Source organism: Vogesella facilis (genome assembly GCF_042648525.1).
GTDB lineage: Bacteria > Pseudomonadota > Gammaproteobacteria > Burkholderiales > Chromobacteriaceae > Vogesella > Vogesella facilis.
Map to the genome: position 1 here is coordinate 108,883 of NZ_JBHRXN010000022.1, position 26,893 is coordinate 135,775.

The 26,893-nt window shown below is 65.2% G+C and carries 24 protein-coding genes; 8 read left to right on the forward strand and 16 right to left on the reverse strand.

Features of this window, described 5'->3' with window-relative positions; all coding sequences use genetic code 11:
- Positions 1–144 precede the first annotated feature (144 nt).
- From nusB to ACFOLG_RS08770, 4 genes are all read right to left on the reverse strand, one after another.
- The gene (nusB, locus tag ACFOLG_RS08755; RefSeq protein WP_386090838.1) at positions 145–594 is read right to left on the reverse strand and encodes a transcription antitermination factor NusB; all 450 of its coding nucleotides are present in this window, start codon (positions 592–594) and stop codon (positions 145–147) included.
- Between the two features lie 38 nt (positions 595–632).
- Entirely contained in the window at positions 633–1,100 is a 468-nt protein-coding gene (ribH, locus tag ACFOLG_RS08760) for a 6,7-dimethyl-8-ribityllumazine synthase (RefSeq protein ID WP_386090840.1), read from the reverse strand.
- A 45-nt stretch (positions 1,101–1,145) separates the two neighbouring features.
- A complete protein-coding gene (gene ribBA, locus ACFOLG_RS08765) occupies positions 1,146–2,261 on the reverse strand; it encodes a bifunctional 3,4-dihydroxy-2-butanone-4-phosphate synthase/GTP cyclohydrolase II (protein ID WP_386090958.1) in 1,116 nt (371 codons plus the stop codon).
- A gap of 373 nt (positions 2,262–2,634) precedes the next feature.
- Positions 2,635–3,249 carry a riboflavin synthase subunit alpha gene (locus tag ACFOLG_RS08770; protein WP_386090842.1) on the reverse strand — a complete coding sequence of 205 codons (615 nt, stop codon included), beginning with the start codon at positions 3,247–3,249 and terminating at the stop codon, positions 2,635–2,637.
- Between the two features lie 197 nt (positions 3,250–3,446).
- Between ACFOLG_RS08770 and ACFOLG_RS08775 the strand changes: the two genes are divergently transcribed.
- From ACFOLG_RS08775 to ACFOLG_RS08785, 3 genes are read left to right on the forward strand one after another with little or no spacing between them, the layout of a single operon-like run.
- Positions 3,447–5,057, forward strand: a complete 1,611-nt coding sequence (locus tag ACFOLG_RS08775; RefSeq protein ID WP_386090844.1) for a peptide chain release factor 3 — start codon at positions 3,447–3,449, stop codon at positions 5,055–5,057.
- A gap of 14 nt (positions 5,058–5,071) precedes the next feature.
- Entirely contained in the window at positions 5,072–5,935 is an 864-nt protein-coding gene (locus tag ACFOLG_RS08780) for a mechanosensitive ion channel family protein (RefSeq protein ID WP_386090845.1), read from the forward strand.
- Positions 5,936–5,937: 2 nt separating this feature from the next.
- The gene (locus ACFOLG_RS08785; RefSeq protein WP_386090848.1) at positions 5,938–6,585 is read left to right on the forward strand and encodes a TetR/AcrR family transcriptional regulator; all 648 of its coding nucleotides are present in this window, start codon (positions 5,938–5,940) and stop codon (positions 6,583–6,585) included.
- Between the two features lie 79 nt (positions 6,586–6,664).
- Here the strand turns inward: ACFOLG_RS08785 and argS are convergent, their stop codons facing one another.
- From argS to ACFOLG_RS08810, 5 genes are all read right to left on the reverse strand, one after another.
- Positions 6,665–8,383, reverse strand: coding sequence for an arginine--tRNA ligase (gene argS / locus ACFOLG_RS08790; RefSeq protein ID WP_386090851.1), 1,719 nt, complete (start codon positions 8,381–8,383; stop codon positions 6,665–6,667).
- Positions 8,384–8,556: 173 nt separating this feature from the next.
- Positions 8,557–9,906 (reverse strand): prephenate-dependent tRNA uridine(34) hydroxylase TrhP, encoded by a 1,350-nt coding sequence (trhP, locus tag ACFOLG_RS08795; protein WP_386090853.1) that lies wholly within the window; start codon positions 9,904–9,906, stop codon positions 8,557–8,559.
- Positions 9,907–9,928: 22 nt separating this feature from the next.
- On the reverse strand, positions 9,929–10,348 hold the full coding sequence (locus ACFOLG_RS08800; RefSeq protein WP_386090856.1) for a hypothetical protein: 420 nt from the start codon (positions 10,346–10,348) through the stop codon (positions 9,929–9,931).
- 155 nt (positions 10,349–10,503) lie between these two features.
- Positions 10,504–10,716: a hypothetical protein gene (locus ACFOLG_RS08805; protein WP_386090859.1), complete on the reverse strand. Its 213-nt coding sequence runs from the start codon at positions 10,714–10,716 to the stop codon at positions 10,504–10,506.
- Positions 10,700–11,551 carry a ferritin-like domain-containing protein gene (locus ACFOLG_RS08810; protein ID WP_386090862.1) on the reverse strand — a complete coding sequence of 284 codons (852 nt, stop codon included), beginning with the start codon at positions 11,549–11,551 and terminating at the stop codon, positions 10,700–10,702. The genes ACFOLG_RS08805 and ACFOLG_RS08810 overlap by 17 nt, the downstream gene beginning before the upstream one ends.
- A gap of 121 nt (positions 11,552–11,672) precedes the next feature.
- Here ACFOLG_RS08810 and fliW point away from each other — a divergent pair, with 121 nt between their 5' ends.
- From fliW to ACFOLG_RS08835, 5 genes are all read left to right on the forward strand, one after another.
- Complete coding sequence (gene fliW, locus ACFOLG_RS08815) at positions 11,673–12,113, forward strand: flagellar assembly protein FliW (RefSeq protein ID WP_386090865.1); 441 nt, start codon at positions 11,673–11,675, stop codon at positions 12,111–12,113.
- Between the two features lie 253 nt (positions 12,114–12,366).
- The gene (locus tag ACFOLG_RS08820) at positions 12,367–14,469 is read left to right on the forward strand and encodes a methyl-accepting chemotaxis protein (protein ID WP_386090868.1); all 2,103 of its coding nucleotides are present in this window, start codon (positions 12,367–12,369) and stop codon (positions 14,467–14,469) included.
- 159 nt (positions 14,470–14,628) lie between these two features.
- A complete protein-coding gene (gene folE, locus ACFOLG_RS08825) occupies positions 14,629–15,342 on the forward strand; it encodes a GTP cyclohydrolase I (RefSeq protein WP_386090871.1) in 714 nt (237 codons plus the stop codon).
- A gap of 14 nt (positions 15,343–15,356) precedes the next feature.
- Complete coding sequence (locus ACFOLG_RS08830) at positions 15,357–15,788, forward strand: BLUF domain-containing protein (RefSeq protein ID WP_386090873.1); 432 nt, start codon at positions 15,357–15,359, stop codon at positions 15,786–15,788.
- Positions 15,789–16,039: 251 nt separating this feature from the next.
- Positions 16,040–16,207 (forward strand): hypothetical protein, encoded by a 168-nt coding sequence (locus tag ACFOLG_RS08835; protein WP_349586325.1) that lies wholly within the window; start codon positions 16,040–16,042, stop codon positions 16,205–16,207.
- A 67-nt stretch (positions 16,208–16,274) separates the two neighbouring features.
- Here ACFOLG_RS08835 and ACFOLG_RS08840 read toward each other — a convergent pair whose 3' ends face one another.
- From ACFOLG_RS08840 to nirB, 7 genes are all read right to left on the reverse strand, one after another.
- Entirely contained in the window at positions 16,275–17,210 is a 936-nt protein-coding gene (locus ACFOLG_RS08840; protein ID WP_386090877.1) for an alpha/beta hydrolase, read from the reverse strand.
- Positions 17,211–17,270: 60 nt separating this feature from the next.
- A complete protein-coding gene (locus ACFOLG_RS08845; protein ID WP_386090880.1) occupies positions 17,271–18,467 on the reverse strand; it encodes an amino acid aminotransferase in 1,197 nt (398 codons plus the stop codon).
- Positions 18,468–18,744: 277 nt separating this feature from the next.
- Complete coding sequence (locus ACFOLG_RS08850) at positions 18,745–19,809, reverse strand: porin (RefSeq protein ID WP_386090883.1); 1,065 nt, start codon at positions 19,807–19,809, stop codon at positions 18,745–18,747.
- A 215-nt stretch (positions 19,810–20,024) separates the two neighbouring features.
- Entirely contained in the window at positions 20,025–20,783 is a 759-nt protein-coding gene (gene cobA / locus ACFOLG_RS08855; protein WP_386090886.1) for a uroporphyrinogen-III C-methyltransferase, read from the reverse strand.
- A gap of 259 nt (positions 20,784–21,042) precedes the next feature.
- Positions 21,043–23,727 carry a nitrate reductase gene (locus ACFOLG_RS08860; RefSeq protein ID WP_386090889.1) on the reverse strand — a complete coding sequence of 895 codons (2,685 nt, stop codon included), beginning with the start codon at positions 23,725–23,727 and terminating at the stop codon, positions 21,043–21,045.
- Positions 23,728–23,769: 42 nt separating this feature from the next.
- Positions 23,770–24,084 carry a nitrite reductase small subunit NirD gene (gene nirD / locus ACFOLG_RS08865; protein ID WP_386090892.1) on the reverse strand — a complete coding sequence of 105 codons (315 nt, stop codon included), beginning with the start codon at positions 24,082–24,084 and terminating at the stop codon, positions 23,770–23,772.
- Positions 24,085–24,138: 54 nt separating this feature from the next.
- Entirely contained in the window at positions 24,139–26,571 is a 2,433-nt protein-coding gene (nirB, locus tag ACFOLG_RS08870; RefSeq protein ID WP_386090895.1) for a nitrite reductase large subunit NirB, read from the reverse strand.
- Positions 26,572–26,893 lie beyond the last annotated feature (322 nt).

Below are 26,893 nucleotides of genomic sequence, written 5' to 3' on the forward strand. Positions count from 1 at the left end.
TATCGAGCAAAGCGCAGCCGCCCGGCCGGGCCAGGATGCCGGCGGCAGCCACATATGACAAGGCCCGGCATTGCCGGGCCTTGCGCTGCCTTGCGGCCAACCTTGCGGCAGGCGGCGGGCATTCGGTGCGACGCCAGTACGCGATTACGCGCCCTGACGACGGTTACGGATGGCTTGCACTTCGTCGGCACGCACTTCTGCGGCCAACTTGTCCAGCACGCCGTTGACGAACTTGTGGCCGTCGGTACCGCCGAACGTCTTGGCGATCTCGATGGCCTCGTTGATGATCACCGGGCACGGCGTCTGCGGATGCGCGGTCAGTTCGAACGCGGCCATCAGCATGATGGCGCGCTCCACCGGGCTGACTTCGGCGGCGTCGCGATCGTAGAACGGCGCCAGCAGCTTGGACAGGTGCGCGGAATCGTTCAGCACGCCAAACAGGATCTCGCGGAACAGGGCCTCATCGGCCTTGGGGAAGTAATCGTTTTCGCGCAGGTGCTTCTCGATCAGCGAAGCCGGACGGTCGGCATTCAGCTGCCACTCGTAAATGCCCTGAACGGCATATTCACGGGCACGGCGACGGGCGGTTTTCATTACGGCAATTCCTTCGGTAAAGAGCAGGCGCTACCTGATCAGGCGCGCAGGGCTTTGTGCAGATTGACCATTTCGATCGCCACCTGCGCCGCCTCGCGACCTTTTACCGTCATGCGCACTTCGGCTTGCTCGTCGGTTTCGGTAGTGAGGATGGCGTTGGCGATCGGGATGTTGAAATCCAGGCCGACACGGGTGATGCCCGCGCCGGATTCATTGGATACCAGCTCGAAGTGATAGGTTTCGCCGCGAATCACCGCACCCAGCGCGATCAGCGCATCGAAGCGGCCGGACTTGGCCATGCTTTGCAGCACCAGCGGCACTTCCAGCGCCCCCGGCACGGTGGCCAGGGTGATGTCGCCGGCGGCAACGCCCAGGTTGAGCAGCTCGGCCAGGCAGGCATCACGCAGGCCGTGGCAGACGTTTTCGTTGAAACGCCCCATGACCACACCGATTTTCAGACCCTTACCAAAAACATCGGGGGCTATAGTGTTGACCTGATCCAGCATGCGGCAGCTCCTCGCGGCAAAAACCAATCACAAAAGGGGTCTATTCTAGCCCAAATCGATGTGCACGTGTTCCGGCTGAGCAAAGCCGGTCACTTCCAGCTCGAAGCCGGTCATTGACGGCAGGTTCACCGGCGACGCCATCAGCTTCATCTTGCCCACGCCCAGCGCGCGCAGCATTTGCGCACCGATGCCGAAGGTCTTGCTGTCCCAGCGCTGGCGCACGCCGGTATCCGCCTTGCCCGGCAGCGCGCGCGTCAGCAGGTCAGTGCCGGATTCCGGGCGGTGCAGCAGGATCACCACGCCGCAGCCGCGCTCGGCGATTTCTTCCAGCGCGCCCGGCACCGTCCAGCTGTGCTGGCCGCCCAGCGGATCAAGGATGTCCATCACCGACAGCGGCTCGTGCACGCGCACCAGCGTCTCGCGCTCGGCATCCGGCTGGCCGCTGACCAGCGCCAGATGGGTCGCCTTGCTCAGCACATCCTGAAACACATGCAGCTTGAAGGTGCCAAACGGGGTATCCACCGGGCGCTGGCCCACTTCTTCCACGAAGCACTCGGTGCGGCTGCGGTGGTGAATCAGGTCGGCGATGGTGCCCACTTTCAGGCCGTGCTGCTGCGCGAACTCCAGCAACTCCGGCAGCCGTGCCATGGTGCCGTCGTCGTTCATGATTTCACAGATCACCGACGCCGGCTCCAGCCCGGCCAGGCGCGACAGGTCACAGCCGGCCTCGGTATGGCCGGCGCGCACCAGCACGCCACCCTTCTGCGCCTTGAGCGGGAACACGTGACCCGGCTGCACGATGTCGGTCGGACGGGCATCGCGTGCCACCGCCACCAGCGTGGTATGGGCGCGGTCGGCGGCGGAAATGCCGGTGGTCACGCCCTCGGCGGCCTCGATCGACACCGTGAAATTGGTGCCGAAGCTGGTGCCGTTGTTGCTGGCCATCATCGGCAGGTTGAGCTGCTTGCAGCGCTCCTCGGTCAGCGTCAGGCAGATCAGGCCGCGGCCATGCTTGGCCATGAAGTTGATCGCCTCCGGGGTGACGTGCTCGGCGGCCATCACCAGGTCGCCTTCGTTCTCGCGGTCTTCGGCGTCCATCAGCACCACCATCTTGCCGGCCTTGATGTCGGCGATGATGTCCTGGATCGGAGAGATAGTCATTGTGTTGCCCTCGTTGTCCGTTTGTTGGTTCACGGCCTGCTGCACCAGATGATAGAGCTCGCTGGCGGCCAGCCGCGCCCGGTTCAGTTCCAGCCGGGTAAAAGTCACCATGCCGTCTTCGATAAAGCAGCCGGAACGGCTGCCGGCATGGCGCCGAAAGATGGTTTCCACCGCCTGCCGGTTGATGGCGAACAGCGCCTGGTCCAGCAGCGGGTTATAGGTAATGTGATCCCAGCATACATCGGCATGTCCCATGCCGGTGACACGCACGGCGACGAACGGCTGCTGCCGCTCGCGGCAGAGCTGCTGCCAGGCGTTTTCCTGCACCAGCCCGCGCGTCGAATCCGGAATCTCGACAAACAGCGTCACCGCGTCACTGCCCTGCCCGTGCGGCCAACACGCGCTCCACGGTATCGACGATCGCCTGCGTCTGCGGATCGATCTCGATATTCACCCGGTCGCCCACCTGGCGCACGCCCAGCAGCGTACGCTGCAGCGTTTCCGGGATCAGGTGCACGCAGAAAGCATCGCCCTGCACGTCGCCGATGGTCAGGCTGCAGCCATCAATGCCGATATAGCCCTTTTTCAGCACGTATTTGCTCAGCTCTGCCGGCAGGCGGAACCACACGGTGCGGTTGTCCGGGGTGATGATCACGTCGCTGACCTCGCCGGTGCACATGATGTGGCCGGACATGGCGTGGCCGCCAATGTCGTCGCCAAAGCGCGCGGCGCGCTCCACGTTGACCGCGTCGCCCACCTGCAGCGAGCCCAGATTGGTCAGCCGCAGCGTTTCGGCCATCAGGTCGAACGCCACCACATTGCCGTCGATGCGCGTCACCGTCAGGCAGCAGCCGTTGTGCGCCACCGAGGCGCCGATCTGCAAACCGGGCAGCAGCTCGGCGGGCAAGGCAAGCTGATGGGTGCGAAACCCCGGTCTTTCCTCGATGGCCACCACCTGCGCCATTCCCTGCACGATACCGGTAAACATCGGCTGATCTCCGTTGCGGCAAAGCAGCAATTGTAGCGCGGCGCACGGCAAATGCCGACCCTGCCGGCATCAAGGTTGGCCGCATGGCGGCGACAACGGCATGGCTCGCCGCGACGCGCCAGCCTGCACCCCTCTACGCCGCGGGCAAACTCAAGTACAATCTACTGTTTTTCCCGCATTTTTACCCGACCCGAGCCATGTCCGCCGAACTGACCCGTATTGCCGCCGAAGTGGCGCAGCGCCGCACCTTCGCCATCATCTCCCACCCCGACGCCGGCAAGACCACGCTGACCGAGAAACTGCTGCTGTTCTCCGGCGCCATCCAGATGGCCGGCACGGTGAAGGGCAAGAAAGGCGGCAAGTTCGCCACCTCCGACTGGATGGAGATCGAAAAGCAGCGCGGCATCTCGGTGGCATCGTCGGTGATGCAGTTCGACTACCGCGAGCACACCGTCAACCTGCTGGACACCCCGGGCCACCAGGACTTCTCCGAGGATACCTACCGCGTGCTGACCGCGGTGGACAGCGCGCTGATGGTGATCGACGCCGCCAAGGGCGTGGAAGAACAGACCATCAAGCTGCTCAACGTCTGCCGCCTGCGCAACACCCCCATCGTCACCTTCATGAACAAGTACGACCGTGAAGTGCGCGACAGCCTGGAGCTGCTGGACGAGGTCGAGAGCATCCTGAAGATCCGCTGCGCGCCGATCACCTGGCCTATCGGCATGGGCAAATCGTTCCGCGGCGTGTACAGCCTGCTGTCGGACGAGGTAATCCTGTTCGAAGCCGGCAGCGAGAAGCTGATCACCGATATCGAGATCATCAAGGGCATCGACAACCCTCGCCTGGACGAGCTGTTCCCGCTGGAAATGGAACAGCTGCGCATGGAGATCGAGCTGGTGAAAGGCGCCTCCAACGAGTGGAACCTGGACGAATTCCTGGCCGGCGAACTGACCCCGGTGTTCTTCGGCTCGGCGATCAACAACTTCGGCGTGCGCGAGATTCTGGACGCGCTGATCAACTGGGCGCCGGCGCCGCAGCTGCGCGACGCCACCCTACGCGACGTGGACCCGGCCGAGGAGAAATTCTCCGGCTTCGTGTTCAAGATCCAGGCCAATATGGACCCGAAACACCGCGACCGCATCGCCTTCCTGCGCGTGTGCTCCGGCCGTTTCGAGCGCGGTATGAAGATGAAGCACCTGCGCCTGAACCGTGACATTGCCGCCAGCTCGGTGGTGACTTTCATGTCGCACGACCGCGAGATCGTGGAAGAGGCGTTTGCCGGCGACATCATCGGCATCCCTAACCACGGCAACATCCAGATCGGCGACAGCTTCTCCGAAGGCGAAGAGCTGGCGTTTACCGGCATTCCGTTCTTTGCGCCGGAACTGTTCCGCAGTGTGCGCATCAAGAACCCGCTGAAACTCAAACAGCTGCAGAAGGGTCTGCAACAGCTGGGCGAGGAAGGCGCGGTGCAGGTATTCAAGCCGCACAGCGGCGGCGACCTGATTCTGGGCGCGGTGGGCGTGCTGCAGTTCGAGGTGGTGGCATCGAGGTTGGCCGCAGAATACGGCGTGGACGCGGTGTTCGAATCCTGCAATATCTGGTCGGCGCGCTGGTTCAGCTGCGACGAGCGCAAGAAGCTCGGCGACTTTACCGACGCGCTGGTGATGAACATCGCCACCGACGCCGGCGGCAACCTGGCCTACCTGGCGCCCAACCGCGTCAACCTTGCGCTGACGCAGGAGCGCTGGCCGGACATCGTGTTCCACGAAACCCGCGAACACGCGGTGAAACTCAACGACTGATGACAGGACTGCCGATGCCCGCCTGGCTCGCCGAACTGCTGCACGACTACGGTACCGACATCGCCCGCACCGGCGCGCTGATCGTGGTGCTGCTGCTGATACACGGCAGCATCGTGCGCACCATTGCGGCCAACCCGCGGGTACCGGTGGAGACCCGCCGCCGCTGGTTGATCAATGTGCGCAACGCCATGATCATCACCGGCCTGGCCGGCCTGGTGGTGATCTGGGCACGCGAGCTGCAGACCATCGCGCTGTCGATGGTGGCGTTCGCCGCCGCGCTGGTGGTGGCCACCAAGGAGTTGCTGATGTGTCTGGGCGGCGGCCTGGTGCGCTCGCTGGGCAACACCTACCAGCTGGGCGACATCATCGAGATCGGCCCGCTGCGCGGCCGGGTGATGGACATCACCATGCTGTCCACCACGGTGCTGGAGATCGGTCCGCGCCACGACGCGCACCAGATCACCGGCCGCATGCTGAGCTTTCCCAACAGCATGCTGCTGACCCAGCCGGTGGCGCGCGAGAACTTCACCGGCGACTACGTGATGCACATCCTCACCATCCCGCTGCCGTACAGCCTGAAGCCGGCCCGAGCCGAGCGGGTGCTACAGCAGATTGCCGACGAGGTGTGCGCGCCCTATCTGGAAGGCGCCCGCGCCCACATGGCGATGCTGGAAAGCAAGCTGCTGCTGGACACGCCGTCGGTAACGCCGCGCATCTCGCTGCAGCCGGCGAGCGAGAAGGAATACCGCGCCATCCTGCGCTATGCGGTGCCGCCGCGCGAACGCCAGCGGGTGGAGCAAGCCATCCTGCACCGCTTCCTGTTTGTCTGCTTCCCAGAGGCCGACAGCCAACCCGACACCCACACCGATACGCCCTGACCATGTCCAAGCCCCGGATCAAGACTTACGACCGCATCGTTGAGGAAAGCCTGGCGCTGTTCAACGAGCACGGCGAACGCAGCATCACCACCAACCACATCGCCGCACACCTGGGCATCAGCCCCGGCAACCTGTACTACCACTTCCGCAACAAGGAAGAGATCGTGCACCAGATCTTCCAGCTGTACCGCCGCTTCATCACCGAGCGGCTGGCGGTGCCGCAGCACCGCAGCATGGAAGTGGCCGACCTGGTGAACTACCTGGAAACCGCCTTCGAGGCGATGTGGCGCTTCCGCTTCATGTTCTACGACCTGCCGGGGCTGATGGCGCGCAACCCGCAGCTGCAGGCCGACTACCAGCAGTTCGTCCACAGCGAGCTGACCGACATTCTGGAAGGCCACTTCCGCGAGTTCATCCGCCTGGGGCTGCTGCGCATGTCGCTGGACGACATCGCCCCGGTGTCGGTGAACATCTGGCTGGTGGTGAAATTCTGGTTCGCCTTCGAGCAGACCGCGCGCCCCAAGGCGCCGATCACCGAGGCTTCCGGCCACCGCGGCGTGCGCCAGGTGCTGGCGCTGCTCAAACCCTACGTCACCCCGGAATTCCTGCCCGCCTTCCACGCGCTGCAGGAACGCCACCCGGCCAACTGAGCCCGCGGCCAACGTTGGCCGCAGACAGTAAAAAACCCCGCATCGCGGGGCTTTTTTTCGACGCCTGGATGTCCGGCGCTTACATGGTTTCCAGCACTGCGATACCCAGCAGCCCCAAACCGGCTTTCAGCGTCTTGGCGGTAGCCGCCGCCAGCTGCAGGCGGCTCTGGCGTACCGCACCCTCGCTCTTCAGGATCGGGCAGGCCTCGTAGAAGCGCGAGAACAGCGTGGCCACGTGGTACAGGTAGCTGCACAGGTGGTGCGGCTGGCTGCTGTCGGCCACCGCGAACACCACGTCTTCGAACTGCGCCAGCGCCACCGCCAGCTGCTTCTCTGCCGGCTCGGTAATCAGCACGCGGGCGGTCGGATCGAAGTCGTCGGCCTTGCGGAACACGCTCTGCACGCGGGTGTAGGCGTACTGCAGGTACGGTGCGGTGTTGCCTTCGAAGCTGAGCATGGAATCCCAGTCGAAGATGTAGTCGGTGTTGCGGCTCTTGCTGAGGTCGGCGTACTTCAGCGCGCCGATACCCACCGCCTCGGCGATCTGACGGCGCTCGGCGTCGGCCAGATCCGGGTTCTTGCTGCTCACCAGCTGGTAGGCACGGGAGATGGCCTCATCCAGCAGTTCCACCAGCTTGATGTTCTCGCCGGAGCGGGTCTTCAGCGGCTTGCCGTCCGGGCCCATGATGGTGCCGTGGCCGATGTGTTCGAAATCGGCACTCTCCGGCAGCCAGCCGGCCTTGCGCGCGGTGGTGAACAGCTGCTGGAAGTGCAGACTCTGGCGCGAGTCCACCACGTACAGCGCCCGGTCCAGCCCCAGCGTGCCGACGCGGAAGCGGATGGCACCCAGGTCGGTGGTGGCGTACAGGTAACCACCGCCCTGCTTCTGCACGATGAACGCCGCCGGCTCACCTTCCTTGTTCTTGAATTCGTCGAGGAACACCACCTGCGCGCCCTGGTCCTCGGTAAGCAGGCCCTTTTCGCGCAGCTCGTTCACCAGCACCGGCAGGTCGTCGTTGTAGAAGCTCTCGCCGCGCACGTCGCCGTCGTTCAGCAGCAGGCCCAGCTTCTGGTAGATGGCGTTGCAGTGTGCCAGCGACAGCGCCACAAACTGGTGCCACAGCTCCAGCACTTCGGCATCGCCGGACTGCAGCTTCACCACGTAGTCGCGGGCCAGGTCGGCAAACGCCGGGTCGTCGTCGAAACGCTTCTTGGAGTGCTTGTAGAACACGTCCAGGTCTTTCAGCTCGAAATCGGCCTCGCCCGCGGCGAGCGATTCCACCATGTGCGCCACCAGCATGCCGAACTGGGTACCCCAGTCGCCAACGTGATTCTGCCGCACCACTTCATGGCCGATGAAGCTGTTCACCCGTACCAGCGCGTCGCCGATGATGCCGCCGCGCAGGTGGCCGATGTGCATTTCCTTGGCCAGGTTCACCGACGAGTACTCCACCATCACCTTCTGGCTGGCGGCCTTGGCTATGCCCAGCGCGTCGTCGGCCAGCGCGGCCTCGACACGGCCGGCCAGGAAGCCCGGGTCCAGATGGATGTTGATGAAACCCGGGCCGGCGATCTCCACCTTGTCGGCGATGCCGGCCAGATCCAGCTTGGCGATCACCTGCTCGGCCAGCACGCGCGGGTTGGTCTTCAGCGCCTTGGCCGCGCCCATTACACCGTTGGCCTGGTAGTCGCCGAATTCCGGCTTGGATGCGGGTTGTACCACCGCCGGAGCGTCCGGCGCACCGGCGGCTGCCAGCGCGGCAGCGACACGGTCGTTGATCAGTTGCTGAATGGTCATGGGGCCTCTGGAAAATCAAAGCCGGACGCAATGGGCGTCCGGCATGAATGCAATGCAGCAATTTTACGGCCAAAGCGGGCTGCGGCCAACCTTGAATGTGCCGCAGCCGCTGACGGCGGGCAGCAAAAAGCCGCGCAGCTGCGCGGCCTTGGCCGTTGCCCGCTACCGCGGGTTTAGAACAGGCGCGCCAGCAACGCCTTTTCCATGCCGGCCATGCCCGGAATCTTCACCTTGAAGCCGTTGCCGGAGGCCACCTCGATGGCGGTGCCGTCGCGGGTCATCTGCGCCAGCTCCAGCACGCGGTTGCCGCTGGGGTGGATCACCTCCAGGCGATCGCCCACTGCGAAGCGGTTCTTCACGTCCACCAGCGCCCAGCCATCGGCATCCACGTTCATCACGTCGCCCACGTACTGGCTCTGTTTGGCCTTGGAATGGCCGGACAGGTAGTTCTGGTACTCCTGGGTCTGATGACGCTCCAGGAAGCCCGGGGTGTAGCCGCGGTTGGCCAGGCCATCCAGCTCGGCCAGCAGGCCGAGGTCGAACGGGCGGCCGGCCACGGCGTCGTCGATAGCCTTGCGGTATACCTGGGCGGTACGCGCCACGTAGTACAGGCTCTTGGTGCGGCCTTCCACTTTCAGCGAATCCACGCCGATCTTGGCCAGTTTCTCCACCTGCTCCACCGCACGCAGGTCCTTGGAGTTCATGATGTAGGTGCCGTGCTCGTCTTCCATGATCGGCATCAGCTCGCCGGGGCGGTTGGCTTCTTCGATCAGGTAAACCTTGTCGGCCAGCGGGTGGCGCTGTTGGCCACCACAGGAGGAGAAGCTCTGGTTGGCCTCTTCCAGCGCCTTGCCGAAGTCGAAGTCGATCTTCTGCGGCTTGACGTCGCCGGCGTCGTCGCCCTGGGTGTCGTGCACCTTGTAGTCCCAGCGGCAGGCGTTGGTACAGGTGCCCTGGTTCGGGTCGCGGTGGTTGAAGTAGCCGGACAACAGGCAGCGGCCGGAATAGGCAATGCACAGCGCGCCGTGCACGAACACTTCCAGCTCCATGTCCGGGCACTGCTGGCGGATCTCGGCGATCTCGTCCAGGGACAGCTCGCGCGACAGGATGATGCGTTCCACCCCCATCTTCTGCCAGAACTTCACCCCCATGTAGTTGGTGGTGTTGGCCTGCACCGACAGGTGGACGGGCACATGCGGCCAACGTTCGCGCACCATCATGATCAGCCCCGGGTCGGCCATGATCAGCGCGTCCGGCTTCATCTCGATCACCGGCTCCATGTCCGACATGTAGGTCTTGATCTTGCTGTTGTGCGGCAGGATGTTGCTGGCCACGAACAGCTTCTTGCCGCGCGCGTGCGCTTCCTCGATACCGGTACGCAGCTCTTCCAGCTTGAATTCGTTATTGCGCGCACGCAGGCTGTAACGCGGCTGGCCGGCGTAGACGGCATCGGCGCCAAAATCGTAGGCGGCGCGCATCTTGTCCAGCGAACCGGCTGGCAGCAGGAGTTCGGGGGCTTTCATCGGTGGGTGGTCTTTCGCGTATTCAGTGGGTAAGACAGGACACCGGCAGCGGCGCCAGGTCCGGTTCGACAAAGCGGCGGCGCGCATTGTCGTCCTGCAATTTTTGCTCGGAGTAATGCTGGCCGAGCAGGCTGCGCGCATCGTGCAGCAAATCGGTGTTGGCCGCCACAAAGGCGTGCCAGTCCGTCACCTGCGCCGGGGTCTGCTCCAGCCGGCTGTAGATGATGGTGAGAAACGCCAGGGTAATGGTGTGGTGGTATTTTTGCGGCGCACCCTTGGCCATGGCGTAGCGCGACAGCGTGCGCGCACAGCGTGCCGCCGCCTCGCGGGCGGTATAGCTGCGACGGTAGGCCCAGGCCGCCTGCAGATGGGCCTGGTGATCGAACTGCTCTGCAGGCAGCGCGTGCGTTTCCAGCGCGCGCAGAAATGCCTGGTAATCCATGCGTGTCTCCGGGTACAAGACAAAACATAAAAGGCCCCGATCCGGAGCCTTTTACATGTGTTTTGTTGCGGTGCGATTATGCGCGCCACCCTGCAGGGCGTCAAGAACGAAACCCGTCGGCAATGCGACATTAAGCTGCTGTTTTTATTGCCATTTCAGCGACGCGGGTTTTTCAGCAGCGCCGCCAGCCCCAGGAACTGGCCGGCAATGCCCAGCAGCATGCACAGCGAGGACATCAGCTCCACCAGCCACGAGCCGTCGGCCGCCTGGCGGCTGGCCGATGCCAGGATGAACAGCAGCGTTCCCGCCACCAGCACGGCCATCGCCAGCCGGCGATTGCTTTTCATTTTTTCAAACAGCGCTTGCATCTGTGTTTTTCTCCCGACGTTCACGCGTCACGGTGAAGTCTTGCATCATGGCCAGTTCGAAGGCGCTGAAACCGGCATCCAGCCGCGCCTCCAGGTTAAATACGCCGCGCAGCTCGCCGGCGCGGTAGTCGCCCAGCAAGGCGCGGAAGGTAGCCAGCGGCTCCAGCCCGCGCGCATCGCACAGCGTGCTAAACCAGTAATTGCCGGCGCGCACGTGGCCGATCTCGTCGCGCAGCAAGGTGTCCAGCACCGCGGCGGTTTCCAGGTCGCCAATGCGGCGCAGCTTGTCCTGCACGATGGGCATGGCGTCCAGGCCGCGCGCTTCCATCACCCGCGGCACCAGCGCCATGCGCACCAGCACATCGTGATCGGTCTGCAGCGCCATTTCCCACAGCGAGTTGTGCGCCGGGAAATCGCCATAGTCGTAGCCCAGCGCCTGCAGCCGCGCACGCAGCAGCTGGAAGTGGCTCGCCTCCTCGGCGGCGATGCGCAGCCAGTCGTCCACATAGCTGTCCGGCAGCTCGCGAAAACGCCAGGCGGCATCCAGCGCCAGGTTGATGGCATTGAATTCGATATGGGCGATGGCATGCACCATCGCCGCGTGACCTTCGGGGCTGCCCAGCCGGCGTCGCGGCACCTCCGCCGCTGGCACCAGGGTTGGCCGCAACGGCCGCCCCGGCTGCGGCAAGCGGTACAGCGGCGCCGTGCCATCGCGCCGCAGCCCGCCCTGCTGCCAGCGCGCAGACAAGGCCTGCACCGCCGGCGGTTTGGTGTCGATATCCGTCGCCAGCAACAATTGCTCGATGGCCGGATACAAGGAAAGCTCAGCATTCATGGGGCGGCATTGTACCGGGCCACCGCCCGGCGGCACAGCCGGCCGCGCCGCTTGCGATTTGTCATTGCCAGCCAACTGCCATGAGGCATAATTCAGCCACCAAAGACCTGAGGAGAACACCATGCTGTTCAACACCAGCCTGCTGGGCGAAGTGGATGTCGACGAACAAAGCATCATCACCTTTGCCAATGGCCTGCCGGCATTCGAGCACTGCAAGCGCTTCAAGCTGTTTCACGACGCCGACTGCGACAGCCCGCGCGTGCACTGGCTGCAGTCGCTGGACGAGCCGGATGTGCTGTTCAGCGTGACCGAGCCGGGCAACCTCGGCATCCGCTACGAAGTGCTGCTGGACGATGCCGAAGTCGCCGGCCTGCAGCTGAGCCGCCCGGAAGACGTGGGCGTGCTGCTGATCATCTACCGCGATGGCCAGGAAGACCCGCAGCAGCCGCTGCTGACCCACCTGCGCGCCAATGTGCGCAACCCGCTGATCATCAACTTCGCCCAGCTGCAGGGGCTGCAGAAGACCAATCTGGATTGCGACATCGTGTTCCATAACCGCTGATCGCCAGCTGCCCCGCCCACAGCGCACCGCGTCACCGCCGTGCGCTGTTTTCTTGTGGCCGCGGCCGCGCGGCGCTCGGCAAATGCACCACTTTGCCGCACCACGGTCGTGCCGCGCCCCGAATTGGACCTCCCATATTCCGTCGCCTTGGCACAAGCTGCCAAAAACTATCGGAAACTGGTCTACTTTTTGCTGAATTGCGACATTTCCTTCCATCCCCTACTGGATCGCCATGTCAGCAAAAAGTCTCACCATGCCCCTGAGCGCTGCGGAACAGCGCTGGCTTCCCTGGTTTGGCAAGAACGGCAAACTGGCCATGCGCTGGAGCTGCAGCCTCAACCGCCACCGTTACGCCGCACTGGAGCAGGTGTTCGGCAGCATCGCTGCCACCCGGGTGGACATTCTGCAGCGCTGGGCCACGGAGCAGTGGCAGCAGCTGGAAAGCCTGGCGGCGCAGTGCCGGGCGGACAGTGCGCTTGACGCCGCCGTGTTGACGCGCCGCCGCCAGCTGGCACCGGATTTCTCCGAGCTGTTCCTACTCGACGCCGGCGGCGTGGTGGCTGCATCCACCGCCGGCGGTCGTTGCGGCCAACGTCACAGCCAGCCGGCGGCACTGCAGCGCGGCCGGCGCGCGCGCTTTCTGCACGGCCCCTACCGCGACATCGACACCGAGCGCATCGGCCCGTCCAGCTCGCGCTTTCACGATGCCGTGACGCTGATGTTCTACCTGCCGCTAGACGACGGCCGCTGCCTGTGCGGCCGCGTGCCCAACGATGTGCTGGGCGACCTGATCCAGCGCGAGGCCGGCCATATCTTTAATGAGTCCGGCGACAACTACCTGTTCATGGCGCGCGCCGGCTTCGACCACAGCATCGCCCCCGGCACCGCGCTGTCGCGCTCGCGTTTCGAGGACAGCACCTTTTCGCTGGGCGACAACCTGAAGGACGGCATCCGCACCGGCTTTGGCACCGTGCGCGTGCAGCAGCACACCGAGCTGGAGCTGGTGTTCAACGACCCGGCCACCGGCCAGCTGCACCCCGGCGTGCGCGAAACCATCCGCCACGGCGACAACACCTATGTGCTGTACCCCGGCTATGCCGATTACCGCCACATCCCAGTCGTTGGCCGCGGCCTCACCTTCCAGCTGCCCGGCAGCGACGACCTGTGGGGCATGATGTGCGAGGCCGATCTGGAAGAGGTGTACCGCAGCCGGCCGCTGAGCTACCGCCTGACCCGGCTGTACCTGCTGACCGCCATCCCGGCCGGGCTGGCCGGCTGGGCGCTGGAGCAGTTCGCCGCGCTGCCGCCGGCGCTGTCGCTGCTGCTGGTCTGGCTGCTGCAGGGCATGGGGGTGCTGGCGTTCTACCAGCTGGGCGCGCGCCAGGTCACCGGCCGCGTCAGCTCGCTGATCCGCGCCGTGCGCAGCATCGCCGAAGGCGGCGGCGACCTGCGCCAGCGGCTGAACCGCAGCGACCGGCGCCCGGACGAGCTGACCACGCTGGCCAGCTGGTTCAACAGCTTTATCGACCAGCTGGAATGCACCATCCGCCTGGTGCAGCATTCCTCGCGCGACATCTCGGTGGCCAACCTGCAGCTGCAGCACAGCCAACAGGACACCACCGGCAGCGTGATGAGCGTGGTCAGCCAGATGGCCGACATGCTGGCCTTGCTGGACAGCCAGCAGCGCCAGATCGATCACGCCAGCGCCAGCGCCGGCGGCATCCGCACCCAGCTGGCACTGCTGGCGGAAGGCTCCGGCAAGCAGGTAGCGCTGATTCGCGAACGCTCGCAAGGCATCCGGCAGTCGGTCAACGGTTCGTCGCACACCCTGCGCCAGCTGCAGGACAGCGCCCGCGAGATCGGCCAGATCGTGGCGGTGATCCGTGACATTGCCGACCAGACCAATCTGCTGGCGCTGAACGCGGCGATCGAGGCGGCGCGCGCCGGCGAATCCGGCCGCGGCTTCGCCGTGGTGGCCGACGAGGTGCGCAAGCTGGCGGACCGCACCGCCAGCGCCACGCTGCAGATCGGCGACATGATCGGCGGCATCCAGCAGCAGGCCGCCGGCGCGGTCAGCAGCATGGACAGCGGCATGCGCGAGATGGAGGACGGCCTGCGGCTGGCGGAGCACGCCGCCAGCGACAATGGCGACGCGCAGCAGCTGATCGGCAGCCTGGTGGCCTCCATCGACGGCATCGCCGAGGCCAGCCGCGCCTACGGCGAGAAGGTGCAGCAGGTCAACGCCGCCACCCGCAGCATCAGCACGGTGCTGGATCACAGCCAGTACAGCAGCGAGCAGACCGCGGCGGCCAGCCAGCGGCTGGCGGCGCTGATGACGCAGTTCCAGGTGGACTGACGCCGTACTGCGGCCAACCTGCCAGGTTGGCCGCATCCTTGTCGCATAACCCTACCTGCCGAACAGTTGCCATTCCCCTGCTTCGCGGCTATCTTCCAGACGCCTGTCTATTATACAAACCCGAGGTGCGCCCAATGGCACACCCAGGAGATGAACCGCGTGAGCAAAGAAAGCCCGAAGCAACATCAAGCCGATTACCGGGTACCGGTATCCGCCCGCATCCGCGAGCGACTGAAAGGCGCACAACGCCGTTTTCACGCCAATGACAATATTGCCGATTTCATCGAGCCGGGCGAGCTGGACGAACTGCTACACGAAGTCGAAGCCAAGATGCGCGACGTACTGCACAGCCTGGTGATCGACACCGACAGCGATCACAACACCCAGGACACCGCGCGCCGCGTGGCCAAGATGTACCTGAACGAAGTGTTCCGCGGCCGCTATGTGCAGCAGCCGTCGGTGACCGAATTCCCCAATGCCGAGCGCCTGAACGAACTGATGATCGTCGGCCCGATCACCGTGCGCAGCGCCTGCTCGCACCACCTGTGCCCGATCCTGGGCCGGCTGTGGATCGGCGTGATGCCGAACGAGCACTCCAACCTGATCGGCTTGTCCAAGTATGCACGCATCGCCGAGTGGATCATGAACCGCCCGCAGATCCAGGAAGAAGCCGTGATCCAGCTGGCCAACACCCTGCAGGACAAGATGAACCCGGACGGGCTGGCCATCGTGATGGAAGCCGATCATTTCTGCATGCACTGGCGCGGCGTCAAGGACAGCAATTCGCAGATGGTGAACAGTGTGATGCGCGGCGTGTTCCTGACCAATCCGGATCTGCGCCGCGAATTCCTGTCCCTGCTGCCCAAGAAATAAGCCGGAGAAACACCATGCTCGTTCGCCTGCTCTATACCAGCCGCTGTGCGCAGCCGCACGGCCAGGAGCTGCTGGAAGCCATCCTCAGCCGTTCGCTGCAGCATAATCCCGGCCACGGCATTACCGGCGTGCTGTGCTACAGCGGCGACATCTTCATGCAGGTGCTGGAAGGCGGCCGCAGCGAAGTGTCCGCGCTGTACAACCACATCGCCAGCGACCCGCGGCACCAGGATGTGGAGCTGCTGAGCTTCGAGGAGATCGGCGAGCGCCGCTTTGCCGGCTGGACCATGGGCCAGGTCAACCTGAACAAGGTCAACCCCAGCCTGCTGCTGCGCTACTCGGAAAAACCGCAGCTGAACCCGTTCAATATGAGCGGCGGCAGCGCGCTGGCGCTGCTGGAAGAGCTGATCGCCACCGCCTCCATCGTTGGCCGCAGCAGCCACTGAGCACGCGCCCGCCTGCGCCGTCACGGCCCGTCAGCCACAAGCTGTCGGGCCGTTGTCATTTTACGGCCCATCATGTTGTAGTTTGCGGCATTGACACCACAGCGACGGACCAAAATGGCAACTGCATCATCGGCGAGGTGCCAGATAACAAACGGCTGTAATACAGTAGCAAAGTGTCAGGCATAGGGTGTGCTTGGAAATACCCGGCAGCTGCCTTACCACTACTTCTGGTCGTTGAATGGAGAAGCCTCATGCGTCGCTTTAATCCCAGCCCCGAATACCTGCAAGTACGCGCCGAAGTGCGCAGCAACGAACTGGCCGGCAAGCCGATGCCGCGCACCACACCCAAGGATGTACGCAACGCCAATGCCCGGCGCGAGATAGAGCGGCGGCGGCTGGAACGCGACGCCCGCGAATAGGCGCAACGACCAAGGCACCCCACGGGGTGCCTTGTGCTTTTCCGGCCTGCCGCTCGTCGCTGCGCTGCTAGCGCGCCAGCCGGCTTGCCAGCTCGGCGTCCAGCCCGCGCAGAAACTGCTCCACCGCGCGGGTGTAGCCGTCGTCGGCGCCCAGTTGCTGGTTGATGTCGCGATGCGACAGCGCCTGCGGCAACAACTCGGCGCGCCCGCCCAGCTGCCGCGCCCGCGCCACGAAGTTGGCCGCATCGTCGCACGGCCGGTCCGGCCGCTGCTGCGAGCACACCGCCAGCAACGGCGGCATCGCCTGCTGCAGCTGCGCCATCGGCGACAGCGCCGGCCAGGCGGCCGGATCGCCGCCAAACGCCTGATCGTAAAAACGGTAATGCCGCTGCTGCATCAGTGCCGCCACGTCGTAGGCCGCACTATCCAGCGCCACCGTCCCCAGCCACGGCTGCACGCCCGCCTGCCGCTGCAGCTGGCGCGAGGCGGCCAACAGGCTCACCAGATGTGCGCCGGCGGAATGCCCGATCAGCACCAGCTTGCGGCCATCGCCGCCCCAGCGCGCGGCTTCACGTTGCAGCCAGGCCAGCGCCGCCGCCACATCCTGCGCCTGCTGTAACGGCCCGGCCTGCGGCAGCAGCCGGTAGTCGAGCGACACCAGCAGCATCCCGCGCGGCACCCAGCGGCCAACCTTGTGCTGCACCACCGCGGCCGACTGCCGGCTACCGCTGCGCCAGGCGCCGCCATGCACCATCACCAGCACCGGCATGCCCTGCCCGCCGGCCGCTGGCCAGTACACATCCAGCCGCTGGCGCGCATCCGGGCCATACGCGAGACCGGCGGCACTGGCGATGCCGGGCTGGCGCAGCCGCCACGGCACCGCGTCCGGCTCCAGCATCTGCGCCTCCAGCCGTGCGGCCAACCTGTCGGCCAGCCAGCCGGCCTGGGCGACAGGCGGCGCACCCAGCAACAGCAGCAGCCATAACCACGGACGAATGGACATTTCATCGCTCCATGAAAAATGCCCCGTTGCAAACGGGGCATTCGCTCACGCCAAAATGGCTCAGCCTTTCAGCACTTCGGCCATCGCATCCGCCACGTATTCCACGTTGCGGCTGTTGAGGCCGGCCACGCACATGCGGCCGGAGCGCACCAGGTACACGGCGAACTCTTCGCGCAGGCGGTCCACCTGCTCCGGGGTCAGACCGGTATAGCTGAACATGCCGCGCTGCTTGACGAAGTAGCTGAAATCGCGGCCCGGCACCTTGGCGGACAGCACCTGGTACAGCTTCTGGCGCATCGCCTTGATGCGCTCGCGCATCTCGGTCACTTCGCCTTCCCACTCGCTGCGCAGTGCCGGCTCGTTCATCACCAGCGCGGTGACCTGGCCGCCATGGGTCGGCGGGCTGGAGTAATTGCGGCGCACGGTGGCCTTCATCTGGCCCAGCACGCGCGCGGCTTCCTCGGCATCCTGGCACACCACCGACAGACCGCCGCAGCGCTCGCCGTAGAACGACAAGTTCTTGGAGAAGGAGTTGCTGACAAAGAAGCTGATGCCGGCCGCGGTCATGGCGCGGATGGCAAAGGCGTCGGCCTCCAGGCTGTCGCCAAAGCCCTGGTAGGCGATATCGAGGAACGGCAGCAGATCGCACTGCTGCACCACCTCGATCACCTGCGCCCACTGCTCGTTGCTCAGGTCCACGCCGGTGGGGTTGTGGCAGCACGGGTGCAGCAGCACCACGCTCTTGGCCGGCAGCTGCTTGAAGCAGGCGATCATTTCGTCGAACTTCACGCCGCCGCTGGCCGCGTCGTAGTACGGGTAGTCGTGCACCACGAAACCGGCGCCTTCGAACATGGCGCGGTGGTTGTCCCAGGTCGGGCTGCTGACCCACACTTCGCTTTGCGGGAAGTAGCGCTTGAGCAGGTCGGCGCCGATCTTCAGCGCGCCGGAGCCGCCGATGGTCTGGATGGTGGCGATGCGGCCGGCCGCTACCGCCTCATGCCCGGCACCCCACAGCAGCGCCTGCACCGCGGCGCGGTAGTTGGCCGCACCTTCCATCGGCTGGTAGGAACGGGTACCGGCCACCGCCACGCGCTGCGCTTCGGCCTTCTGCACCGACGGCAGCAGCGGAATGCGGCCTTCCTCGTCGTAATACAGGCCAATGCCCAGGTTCACTTTCGGGCTGCGGGTGTCCTTGTTGAAGGTTTCAACCAGGGTCAGGATCGGGTCGCCGGCGTAGGCTTCGACATGAGCAAACATGATCTTGTGGTTTCTCTCTTTGGGTGGCGGGCGCCGCGGACAGGCCGTGCGCCAGGGGCTACAAACCAGATAAAGCTACCACAAAGTCGGCAAAAGATCAGAGCAGCGCGACAAAGGCAAATAATGCGCACTAAATAACCAATAAAAGCGTGCCGAGCAAAATATTACGCCCCATCACCATGGACAGCACCACGATCATGCCTTGCCGCATCAGCACAAAAAAATGCCAGCGCGGCGGCGCTGGCAAAGGAACACATGAAATTGAAGCGGCGGATGCTTAGAAGGTGACCTTCATGCCCACGCCCATGCCGGTCGGGTTGGAGCCGGCGCCGATACCGGTCAGGCCGGCATTGCCGAAGGTACGGGTTGCCGCGTCCTGGTTGTTGATGCGGGTGTAGTAGGCGTAGGTCTGGGTACGCTTGGACAGATCGTAGGTTGCTCCCAAGGTCCACTGGTCGGCACCGTCCTTGGCATTGGCGGCGGATTCGTCCAGTTTGGCATAGGCCAGATTCACACCCAGGTTGCCGAATTTCTGTTCGGCGCCGATTTGCCAGGTATTGTGTTTAACCGTGGTGGCGGCCTTTTCGTTTTTCTCGTGCTCGTAACCGATACCGATCTTGGTGTCGCCGAATTTATAGCTGGCGGCCAGTTTCAGGAAGCTTTGATCCAGATTGGTATTACCGGCAACGGCGTTGGCCTGTTTACGCAGGTCATAACCCAGGCCGGCATTGAAATCGCCGAGGTTATAAGTGGCGGCAAAACTCCACAGTGCCTTGTCGGTGCGGTCGGTACCCACTACGGCGCGGGTTTCGTCAAAACCGTAGGACATGCCGGCCTGCAGGCCGTTGAATACCGGGGAGTAGTAATGCACGGAGTTCTGCAGGCGGGCGTCGCCACGGCAGAACACGGCCTTGCTGGTGCACACGTCGCCGATGGTGTCGGCCATCGGGTTCACGATCGCCACTTTCGGCATCGACTTGTACACGCTGTCGTTGTTGCCCAGCAGCAGCTTGCCATACTGGCCATCCACGCCCACGAAGCTGTTGCGGGTAGCGAACGAACCCTTGCTGCTGCCGCCGTCGTCGATCGAGATTTCCTGCTCGATCTGCCATACCGCCTTCATGCCGTTGCCCAGATCGTCGGTGCCCTTGAAGCCCAGTTTGGACACGTTGGAGCTGACGCGGCCGAGGGAGCTGATGTCATTGGCCGGGTTGGTGGCGCCGGTGGCTTTTACCGATTCAACCGATTCGCTGATGGTGCCGTAAATGGTCACATCGGCCATGGCAAACGGCGCGAGCAGCGCGGTGGAAACAGCAACGGCGAGCAGTTTTTTATTCAGCATGATATTTCTCAAGCGGGGTTAAAATTATGGGGTTTCGGTTGAAACGATGCGGCGAAATATAAACAATCGATATGTAGATTTAATTACGCGCCGGTTACGATTCGCCCGAAAACCACATTATTTACCCATTACCCGAATTAAATATTCAGCTGCCCGCCTTATTTAAATCGTTGATTCTTACCAGTTAATACATTTGGCATTGGCAAAATAACCACTCAGGCCACCTGCCACCGTGCCGCCGTCGCTGGGGTATTTACCACACAGGCGTGGCGCACCACCTCGCCCAGCACGATCACTGCCGGGCTGGCCAGGCCGCTGCTGGCCACGTCGGCGGCCAACGTGTGCAGGCTGGAGACGATATGGCGCTGGTCGGCACAGCCGGCGCGATGCACCACCGCCACCGGCAGCTCCGGCGCAAAGCCGGCCGCCATCAGCTCGTCCGCCAGCACATCCACATTGCTCATGCCCATGTAACAGACCACGGTAAGGTTGGCCGCAGCCAGCCCCTGCCAGTCCGGGCGCGAGCCGTCCATGGTGTGGGCGGTCACCAGCGCCACGCCGCGCGCCACGCCGCGGTGGGTCAGCGGCAGGCCCAGGTCGGTGCCGGCGGCAAAGGCGGCGGTGATGCCGCCCACCGCTTCCACCTCGATACCGCGCTCGGCCAGCCACGCCCACTCCTCGCCGCCACGGCCGAAGATGAACGGGTCGCCGCCTTTCAGCCGCGCCACCTGCCGGCCCTGCCGCGCGTAGCGCGCCATCAGCCGCAAAATGAAATCCTGCGGCGTGGACTTGCAGCCGCCGCGCTTGCCCACCTCGACGATACGGGTGCCGGGGCGGGCGAATTCCAGAATGTCGCGACCGACCAGGTCGTCCACCAGCCACACATCACAGGCCTGGATCACCCGCAGCGCCTTCAGCGTCAGCAGCTCCGCATCGCCGGGACCGGCGCCAACCAACCATACTTTGCCATTCATGCTGTTTCCTTTGGGTTGCGTGAAAAACTCCCGCTTTCGTTGCGATACTGTGTTGCTCACGAAAAAATTTCGCCTTACATATCAGCCATATGCGGCGTCGAAATTTTTCGTTCGCGCCTTGTCTCGCTTAGAAATCAGGGCTTTCCGAGGCCACCTTTACGTGTGCGGGCCGCCATGCCAACGGGCCAGGCTGCCACAATACCGAATACCAAAAGTTCTGCCAGACCGATTTTTTATAACCAAATAGCCATGCCGGCCATCAGGCGGCGCACAGCCGCTTCAGCTCCGGCACGCAGGAGCCGCAGCCGGTGCCGCACTTCAGCTCGCGCTTGAGTCCTTCCACGTCCAGCCCGCGCTGGATGCCGGCGCAGATGGCGTCCTCGCGCACGCCCTCGCAGGCGCACACCACGCGGGCGCGGCTGGCACCGGCGGTCTGCCCGGACAGCAGCGCCGCCAGGCTGGCCGGCGCTTCGCCACCATCCAGCCAGGCGCTCAGCGCCTCGTCGGCGCGCACGTCGCCGGCCAGCACAAAGCCCAGCGGCTCCCTGCCCTGCAGCCACACCCGGCGCAGCACGCCGCGCGCCGCGTCGTCGAAGGCGGCCAGCATGGCGTCGGCCGGCAGCAGCCGGGTGGCCAGCTCGGCCAGCAGCTCGCTGGACGGCGCGGTGGCGGCGGCCAGCCGCAACCGCAGGTGCTCCACGCCGTTCAGGCTCACCGGCACCGCCACCGCGTACGGGAAGGCGGCGCGCAGCGCATCCAGCTGCGGCCGTAGCGTCGGCACCTCGCCGCGCAGCAGCAGCGTGGCGCGCCATGGCAACTTGGCCGGCTCCACGCTGACCGCCGCCAGCTTCAGTTCCGGCTGTTTCGACTGCGGGTCCAGCGCGCGGCTGGTGAGCGCGTTGACGCCCTGCCCGCCCAGTGCCGCCGCGCCCCAGTGCATCGGCACGAAGGCCACACCGGCGCGCAGGCTGTCGTCGGCCTGCACCGGCAGGTAGATGGCGCCGCGCTTGTTGCGCACCTTCACCAGCTCGCCGGCCTGCAGCCGGTGGCGCTGCATGTCGCGCGGGTGCATCGCCAGTTGCGGCTCCTCCACGTGGCGGGTCAGCCCCGGCACCAGCGCGGTGCGGCTCATGGTGTGCCAGTGGTCGCGCAGGCGGCCGGTGGTGAGGCGAATCGGGAAATGCGCCGACACCTTGTCCGCCGGCGGGCGCCAGCCCAGGTCGAGAAATTGCGCGCGGCCGCTGGCGGTAGGAAACACGCCGTCACCGTACAGCCGCGTGCGGCCAACCTTGCCGTCGAACGGCCACTGCTGCGGGCCTTGCGCATCGAGAATGGCGTAGCTGAGGCGGCTGTAGTCCAGGTCGCGGCCGGCGGTGGTGGCGGCATGCTCGGCGAACACCGTGGCGGCGTCGACAAACTCGAACAGCCGCCCGCGCTCCGGCGCGATGTCGGCCGCCAGCCAGCGCGCCACGTCGGCAACAATGCGCCAGTCCTCGCGCGCCAGCCCCGGCGGCGGCAACGCGGCGCGTACGCGGCTGATGCGCCGCTCGCTGTTGGTGACGCTGCCGTCCTTCTCCGGCCAGGTGGCAGCCGGCAGCACGATGTCGGCGTAGGCCAGCGTTTCGCTGCTGGCAAACGCCTCCTGCACGATCACGCACTCCACCCGCTCCAGCGCCTTGCGTACCAGCGCCTGGTCCGGCAGCGAATGCGCCGGGTTGGTACAGGCGATCCACAGCACCTTGATCTTGCCTTCCGCCGCCGCCTCGAACATCTCGATGGCCGACAGCCCCGGCCGTGTCGGCAGCGCCGGCACCTGCCACAGCGCAGCCACTTCGGCGCGATGCGCGGCATCGGCCGGGTCGCGGTGGCCGGGCAGTACGGTGGCGAGGCCGCCCACCTCGCGCCCGCCCATGGCATTGGGCTGGCCGGTGAGCGAGAACGGCCCGGCGCCCGGCTTGCCGATGTGGCCGGTGGCCAGGTGCAGGTGGATCAGCGCCGCGTTCTTGTCGCTGCCGTTGCTGTACTGGTTCAGGCCCATGGTGTAGCAGGACAGCGTGGCCGGGCTGCCGGCAAACCAGCGCGCGGCGGTAACAATGTCGTCTTCGTGCACGCCGCACAGCTCGCTGGCGGCGCGCGGGGTGAATTCGCGCAGCCGCGCGCGCAGTGCGGCAAAACCCTCGGTGTGCTGCGCGATGTAATCGCGGTCGATCAGTTCTTCCCAGATCATCACATTGAGCATGGCGTGGAACAGCGCCACGTCGCTGCCCGGCAGCACCGGCAGGTACAGGTCGGCGATGCTGGCGGTGTCGGTGCGGCGCGGGTCGACCACGATGATCTTCAGCGCCGGGTTGGCCGCCTTGGCCTCTTCCAGCCGGCGGAACAGCACCGGGTGGGCATAGGCCATATTGGCGCCGGCGATGAACACGCAGCCGGCGTGGTCGAAATCCTCGTAGCAAGCCGGCGGTGCGTCGGCGCCCAGCGTCTGCTTGTAGCCGCTCACCGCGCTGGACATGCACAGCCGCGAGTTGGTGTCGATGTTGTTGCTGCCCACCAGGCCGCGCGCCAGCTTGTTGAACAGGTAGTAGTCCTCGGTCAGCAGCTGGCCGGAAAGATAGAACGCCACCGAGTCTGGGCCGTGCTCGCGAATCGCCGCCGCCAGCTTGCCGCCCACCGTGCGCAGCGCGTCGTCCCAGCTCGCCGGCTGCGGCAGCGCATGCTTGCCGTGGCGCAGGGTTGGCCGCAGCAGCCGCGCCGCGGCCTTGCCGGTGGTGTCGCCCAGGGTGCGGCCCTTGCTGCACAGGCGGCCGAAGTTGGCCGGATGCTGCTCGTCGCCGCTCACCGTTACCGTGCCGTTTGCCTGCGGCGTCACCCGCACGCCGCAGCCGGTGCCGCAGTAGCAGCAGATGGAGGAGACCGTGTTGTTGAATCCCGTTGCTGTCGTCATGTTTGTCTCCTTGCGGCCAACCTTGCCTGCCGGGGGTGAATATCAGTCCAGCACCAGGAACACGGTGCCGGCTTCCTGCTTCAGCGCGATGTGGCCGGTGCAGCCTTCGTCCGGCGCACAGGCCTGGCCGGTGGCCAGATCGATGTGCCAGTTGTGCAGCGGGCAGGCCACGCTGCGGCCGGAGACGATGCCCTGCGACAGCGGGCCACCCTTGTGCGGGCACTTGTCATGCAACGCAAACAGCTGGTCGTCGGCGGTGCGGAAGATGGCGATGTCCACCTTGCCTTCGCGTTTCAGCACGCGGGCGCCCTGCGCCGGGATGTCGGCCAGCTGGCAGACGGCTTTCCATTCGGTCATGGTTGGTTTCCTTTGCTTGAGAGCGGCCCCCGGCCAGGCGCCGGGGGCACGGCATTACACGGTAAGCGGCGCGAACTCGTGGCTGGCCACGCCCTTGGCGTAGCGCTCGGCCCACGGATCCTGCTCGAACGACAGCGCGAACTTCAGCCGTGCGTACAGCTCGCTGCGGCCAACGTTGTCGCTCAATACGCGCTGCTTGAGGTAGTCCATGCCCACCCGCTGCAGGAAGTGCACAGTGCGCTCCAGGTAGAACGCCTCCTCGCGGTACAGCTGCAGGAAGGCGCCGCTGTACTCCATCACCTCCTCGCGCGTCTTCACCTTGCAGAAGAACTCGGCCACCTCGGTCTTGATGCCGCCGTTGCCACCGATGTACAGCTCCCAGCCGGAATCCACGCCGATGATGCCCACGTCCTTGATGCCGGACTCGGCGCAGTTGCGCGGGCAGCCGGACACCGCCAGCTTGACCTTGGCCGGGCTCCACATACCGAACAGGTCTTTTTCCAGGTCGATGCCCATCTGGGTGGAATCCTGGGTGCCGAAGCGGCAGAACTCGCTGCCGACGCAGGTTTTCACCGTGCGCAAGGATTTGCCGTAGGCGTGGCCGGACGGCATGTCCAGCTCCTTCCACACCGCCGGCAGGTCTTCCTTCTTCACCCCCAACAGGTCGATACGTTGGCCGCCGGTCACCTTCACCATCGGGATTTCATACTTGTCGGCCACGTCGGCGATGCGGCGCAGCTCGGAGGGGTTGGTCACCCCGCCCCACATGCGCGGTATCACCGAGTAGGTGCCGTCCTTCTGAATATTGGCGTGCACGCGCTCGTTGATGAAGCGCGACTGCGGGTCATCCTTGGCCTCGCCCGGCCAGGTGGAGATCAGGTAGTAGTTCACCGCCGGGCGGCAGCTGGCACAGCCGTCCGGGCTGCGCCAGGCCAGCTGGCGGAAGGTGTCGGCCAGGGTGATGAGGTGCTTGTCGCGGATCGCCTGGCGCAGCTGGCCGTGCGTCATGTCGCTGCAGCCGCAGACGGCTTTTTCCGCCTTCGGCTTCACGTCGGCGGCACCGCCGACGCAGTTGATCAGGATCTGCTCCACCAGCCCGGTGCAGGAGCCGCAGGAGCTGGCCGCCTTGGTGTGCTTTTTCACGTCGTCGACGGTGAACAACCCCTTCTCCTGGATCGCCTTGACGATGCTGCCCTTGCACACGCCATTGCAGCCGCACACCTCGGCATCGTCCGGCATGCTCATGGCGCGGTTCTGGCCGGCGTGGCCGGTGTCGCCGATGGCGCCCTCGCCCAGCATCAGCTGATCGCGGATCTCGTGCACCGCGTGGCCTTCGCGGATCAGGCGGAAGTACCAGCCGCCGTCGGCGGTATCGCCGTACAGGCAGGCGCCCACCAGCTTGTCCTCCTTCACGATCAGCTTCTTGTACACGCCGCCCATCGGGTCGGACAGCATGATCTCCTCGCAGCCGTCGCCGCCCATGAACTCGCCGGCCGAGAACACATCGATGCCGGTGACCTTGAGCTTGGTGGAGGTGGCCACCGGCACGTAGCGGGCGATACCGTAGTTGGCCAGATGGTTGGCCGCCACCTTGGCCATGTCGAACAGCGGCGCCACCAGGCCGTAGCTGATGCCGCGATGGCTGACGCACTCGCCCACCGCGTACACGCGCGGGTCGAAAGTCTGCAGGAAGTCGTTCACCACCACGCCGCGGTCGCAGTACAGGCCGGACTGCTCCGCCAGGCTGTAGTTGGGGCGGATGCCCACCGCCATCACCACCAGGTCGGCCGGCACCGCATCACCATCCTTGAAGCGCACCGCACACACGCGGCCGCTCTCGCCCTGCACCAGCTCGGCAGTCTGCTTCTGCAGCAGGAACTTCAGGCCCTTGGCTTCCAGGCTCTGCTGCAGCAGGCGCGCCGCGGTCTTGTCCAGCTGGCGCTCCAGCAGCCATTCGCCCAGGTGCACCACGGTCACGCTCATGCCGCGCGCCAGCAGGCCGTTGGCCGCTTCCAGCCCCAACAGGCCGCCGCCGATCACCACCGCATGCTGATGGCTGCCGGCGGCGTCGATCATCTGGTTCACGTCGGCGATGTCACGGAAGGTCACCACCCCCGGCAGTTCCTTGCCCGGCACCGGCAGGATGAACGGGTTGGAGCCGGTGGCCAGCAGCAGGCGGTCATACGGCACCGCGGTGCCGTCGGCGGCGCGCACCACGCGGCGGCCGCGGTCGATGTCCACCACCGGCTTGCCCAGGTGCAGGGTAATGCCGTGCTCGGCATACCAGTCCACGTCGTTGAGCATGATTTCCGGCAGCGTCTGCTCGCCGGTGAGCACCGGCGACAGCATGATGCGGTTGTAGTTGGCGTGCGGCTCGGCGCCGAACACGGTGATGTCGTAGGCATCGGGGGCCAGTTTCAGCAGCTCTTCCAGCGTGCGCACCCCGGCCATGCCATTGCCCACCATGACCAATTTCTGTTTGTCCATCGCGTTGCATCCTTTCTTGCCGGCTGCACCACCGCGGCTTTGCTGCGGCACAGACCAAAAAAAAAGCCCGCTGCCGCGGGAAGCCCCACGGCAACGGACCTCTTTGTCCCGCTCCTGCGCCGCCATTGGCGCAAGAGACCTTTGCGTAACACTGTTCAGCAAGCAGCGTGCCAGCTTTGCGGCGGCATTTGCCGCCGTTGCGGCCAACCTTTGCCTTCGCTTGGTGCATTGCGGCACGAAAACGGGGAAACCGCACCGCCGGCGGGCAGGCGGGCGGCCGCTCAACCCTGCCGGCCCATCGGCCACCAAAAAAAAAAACCCC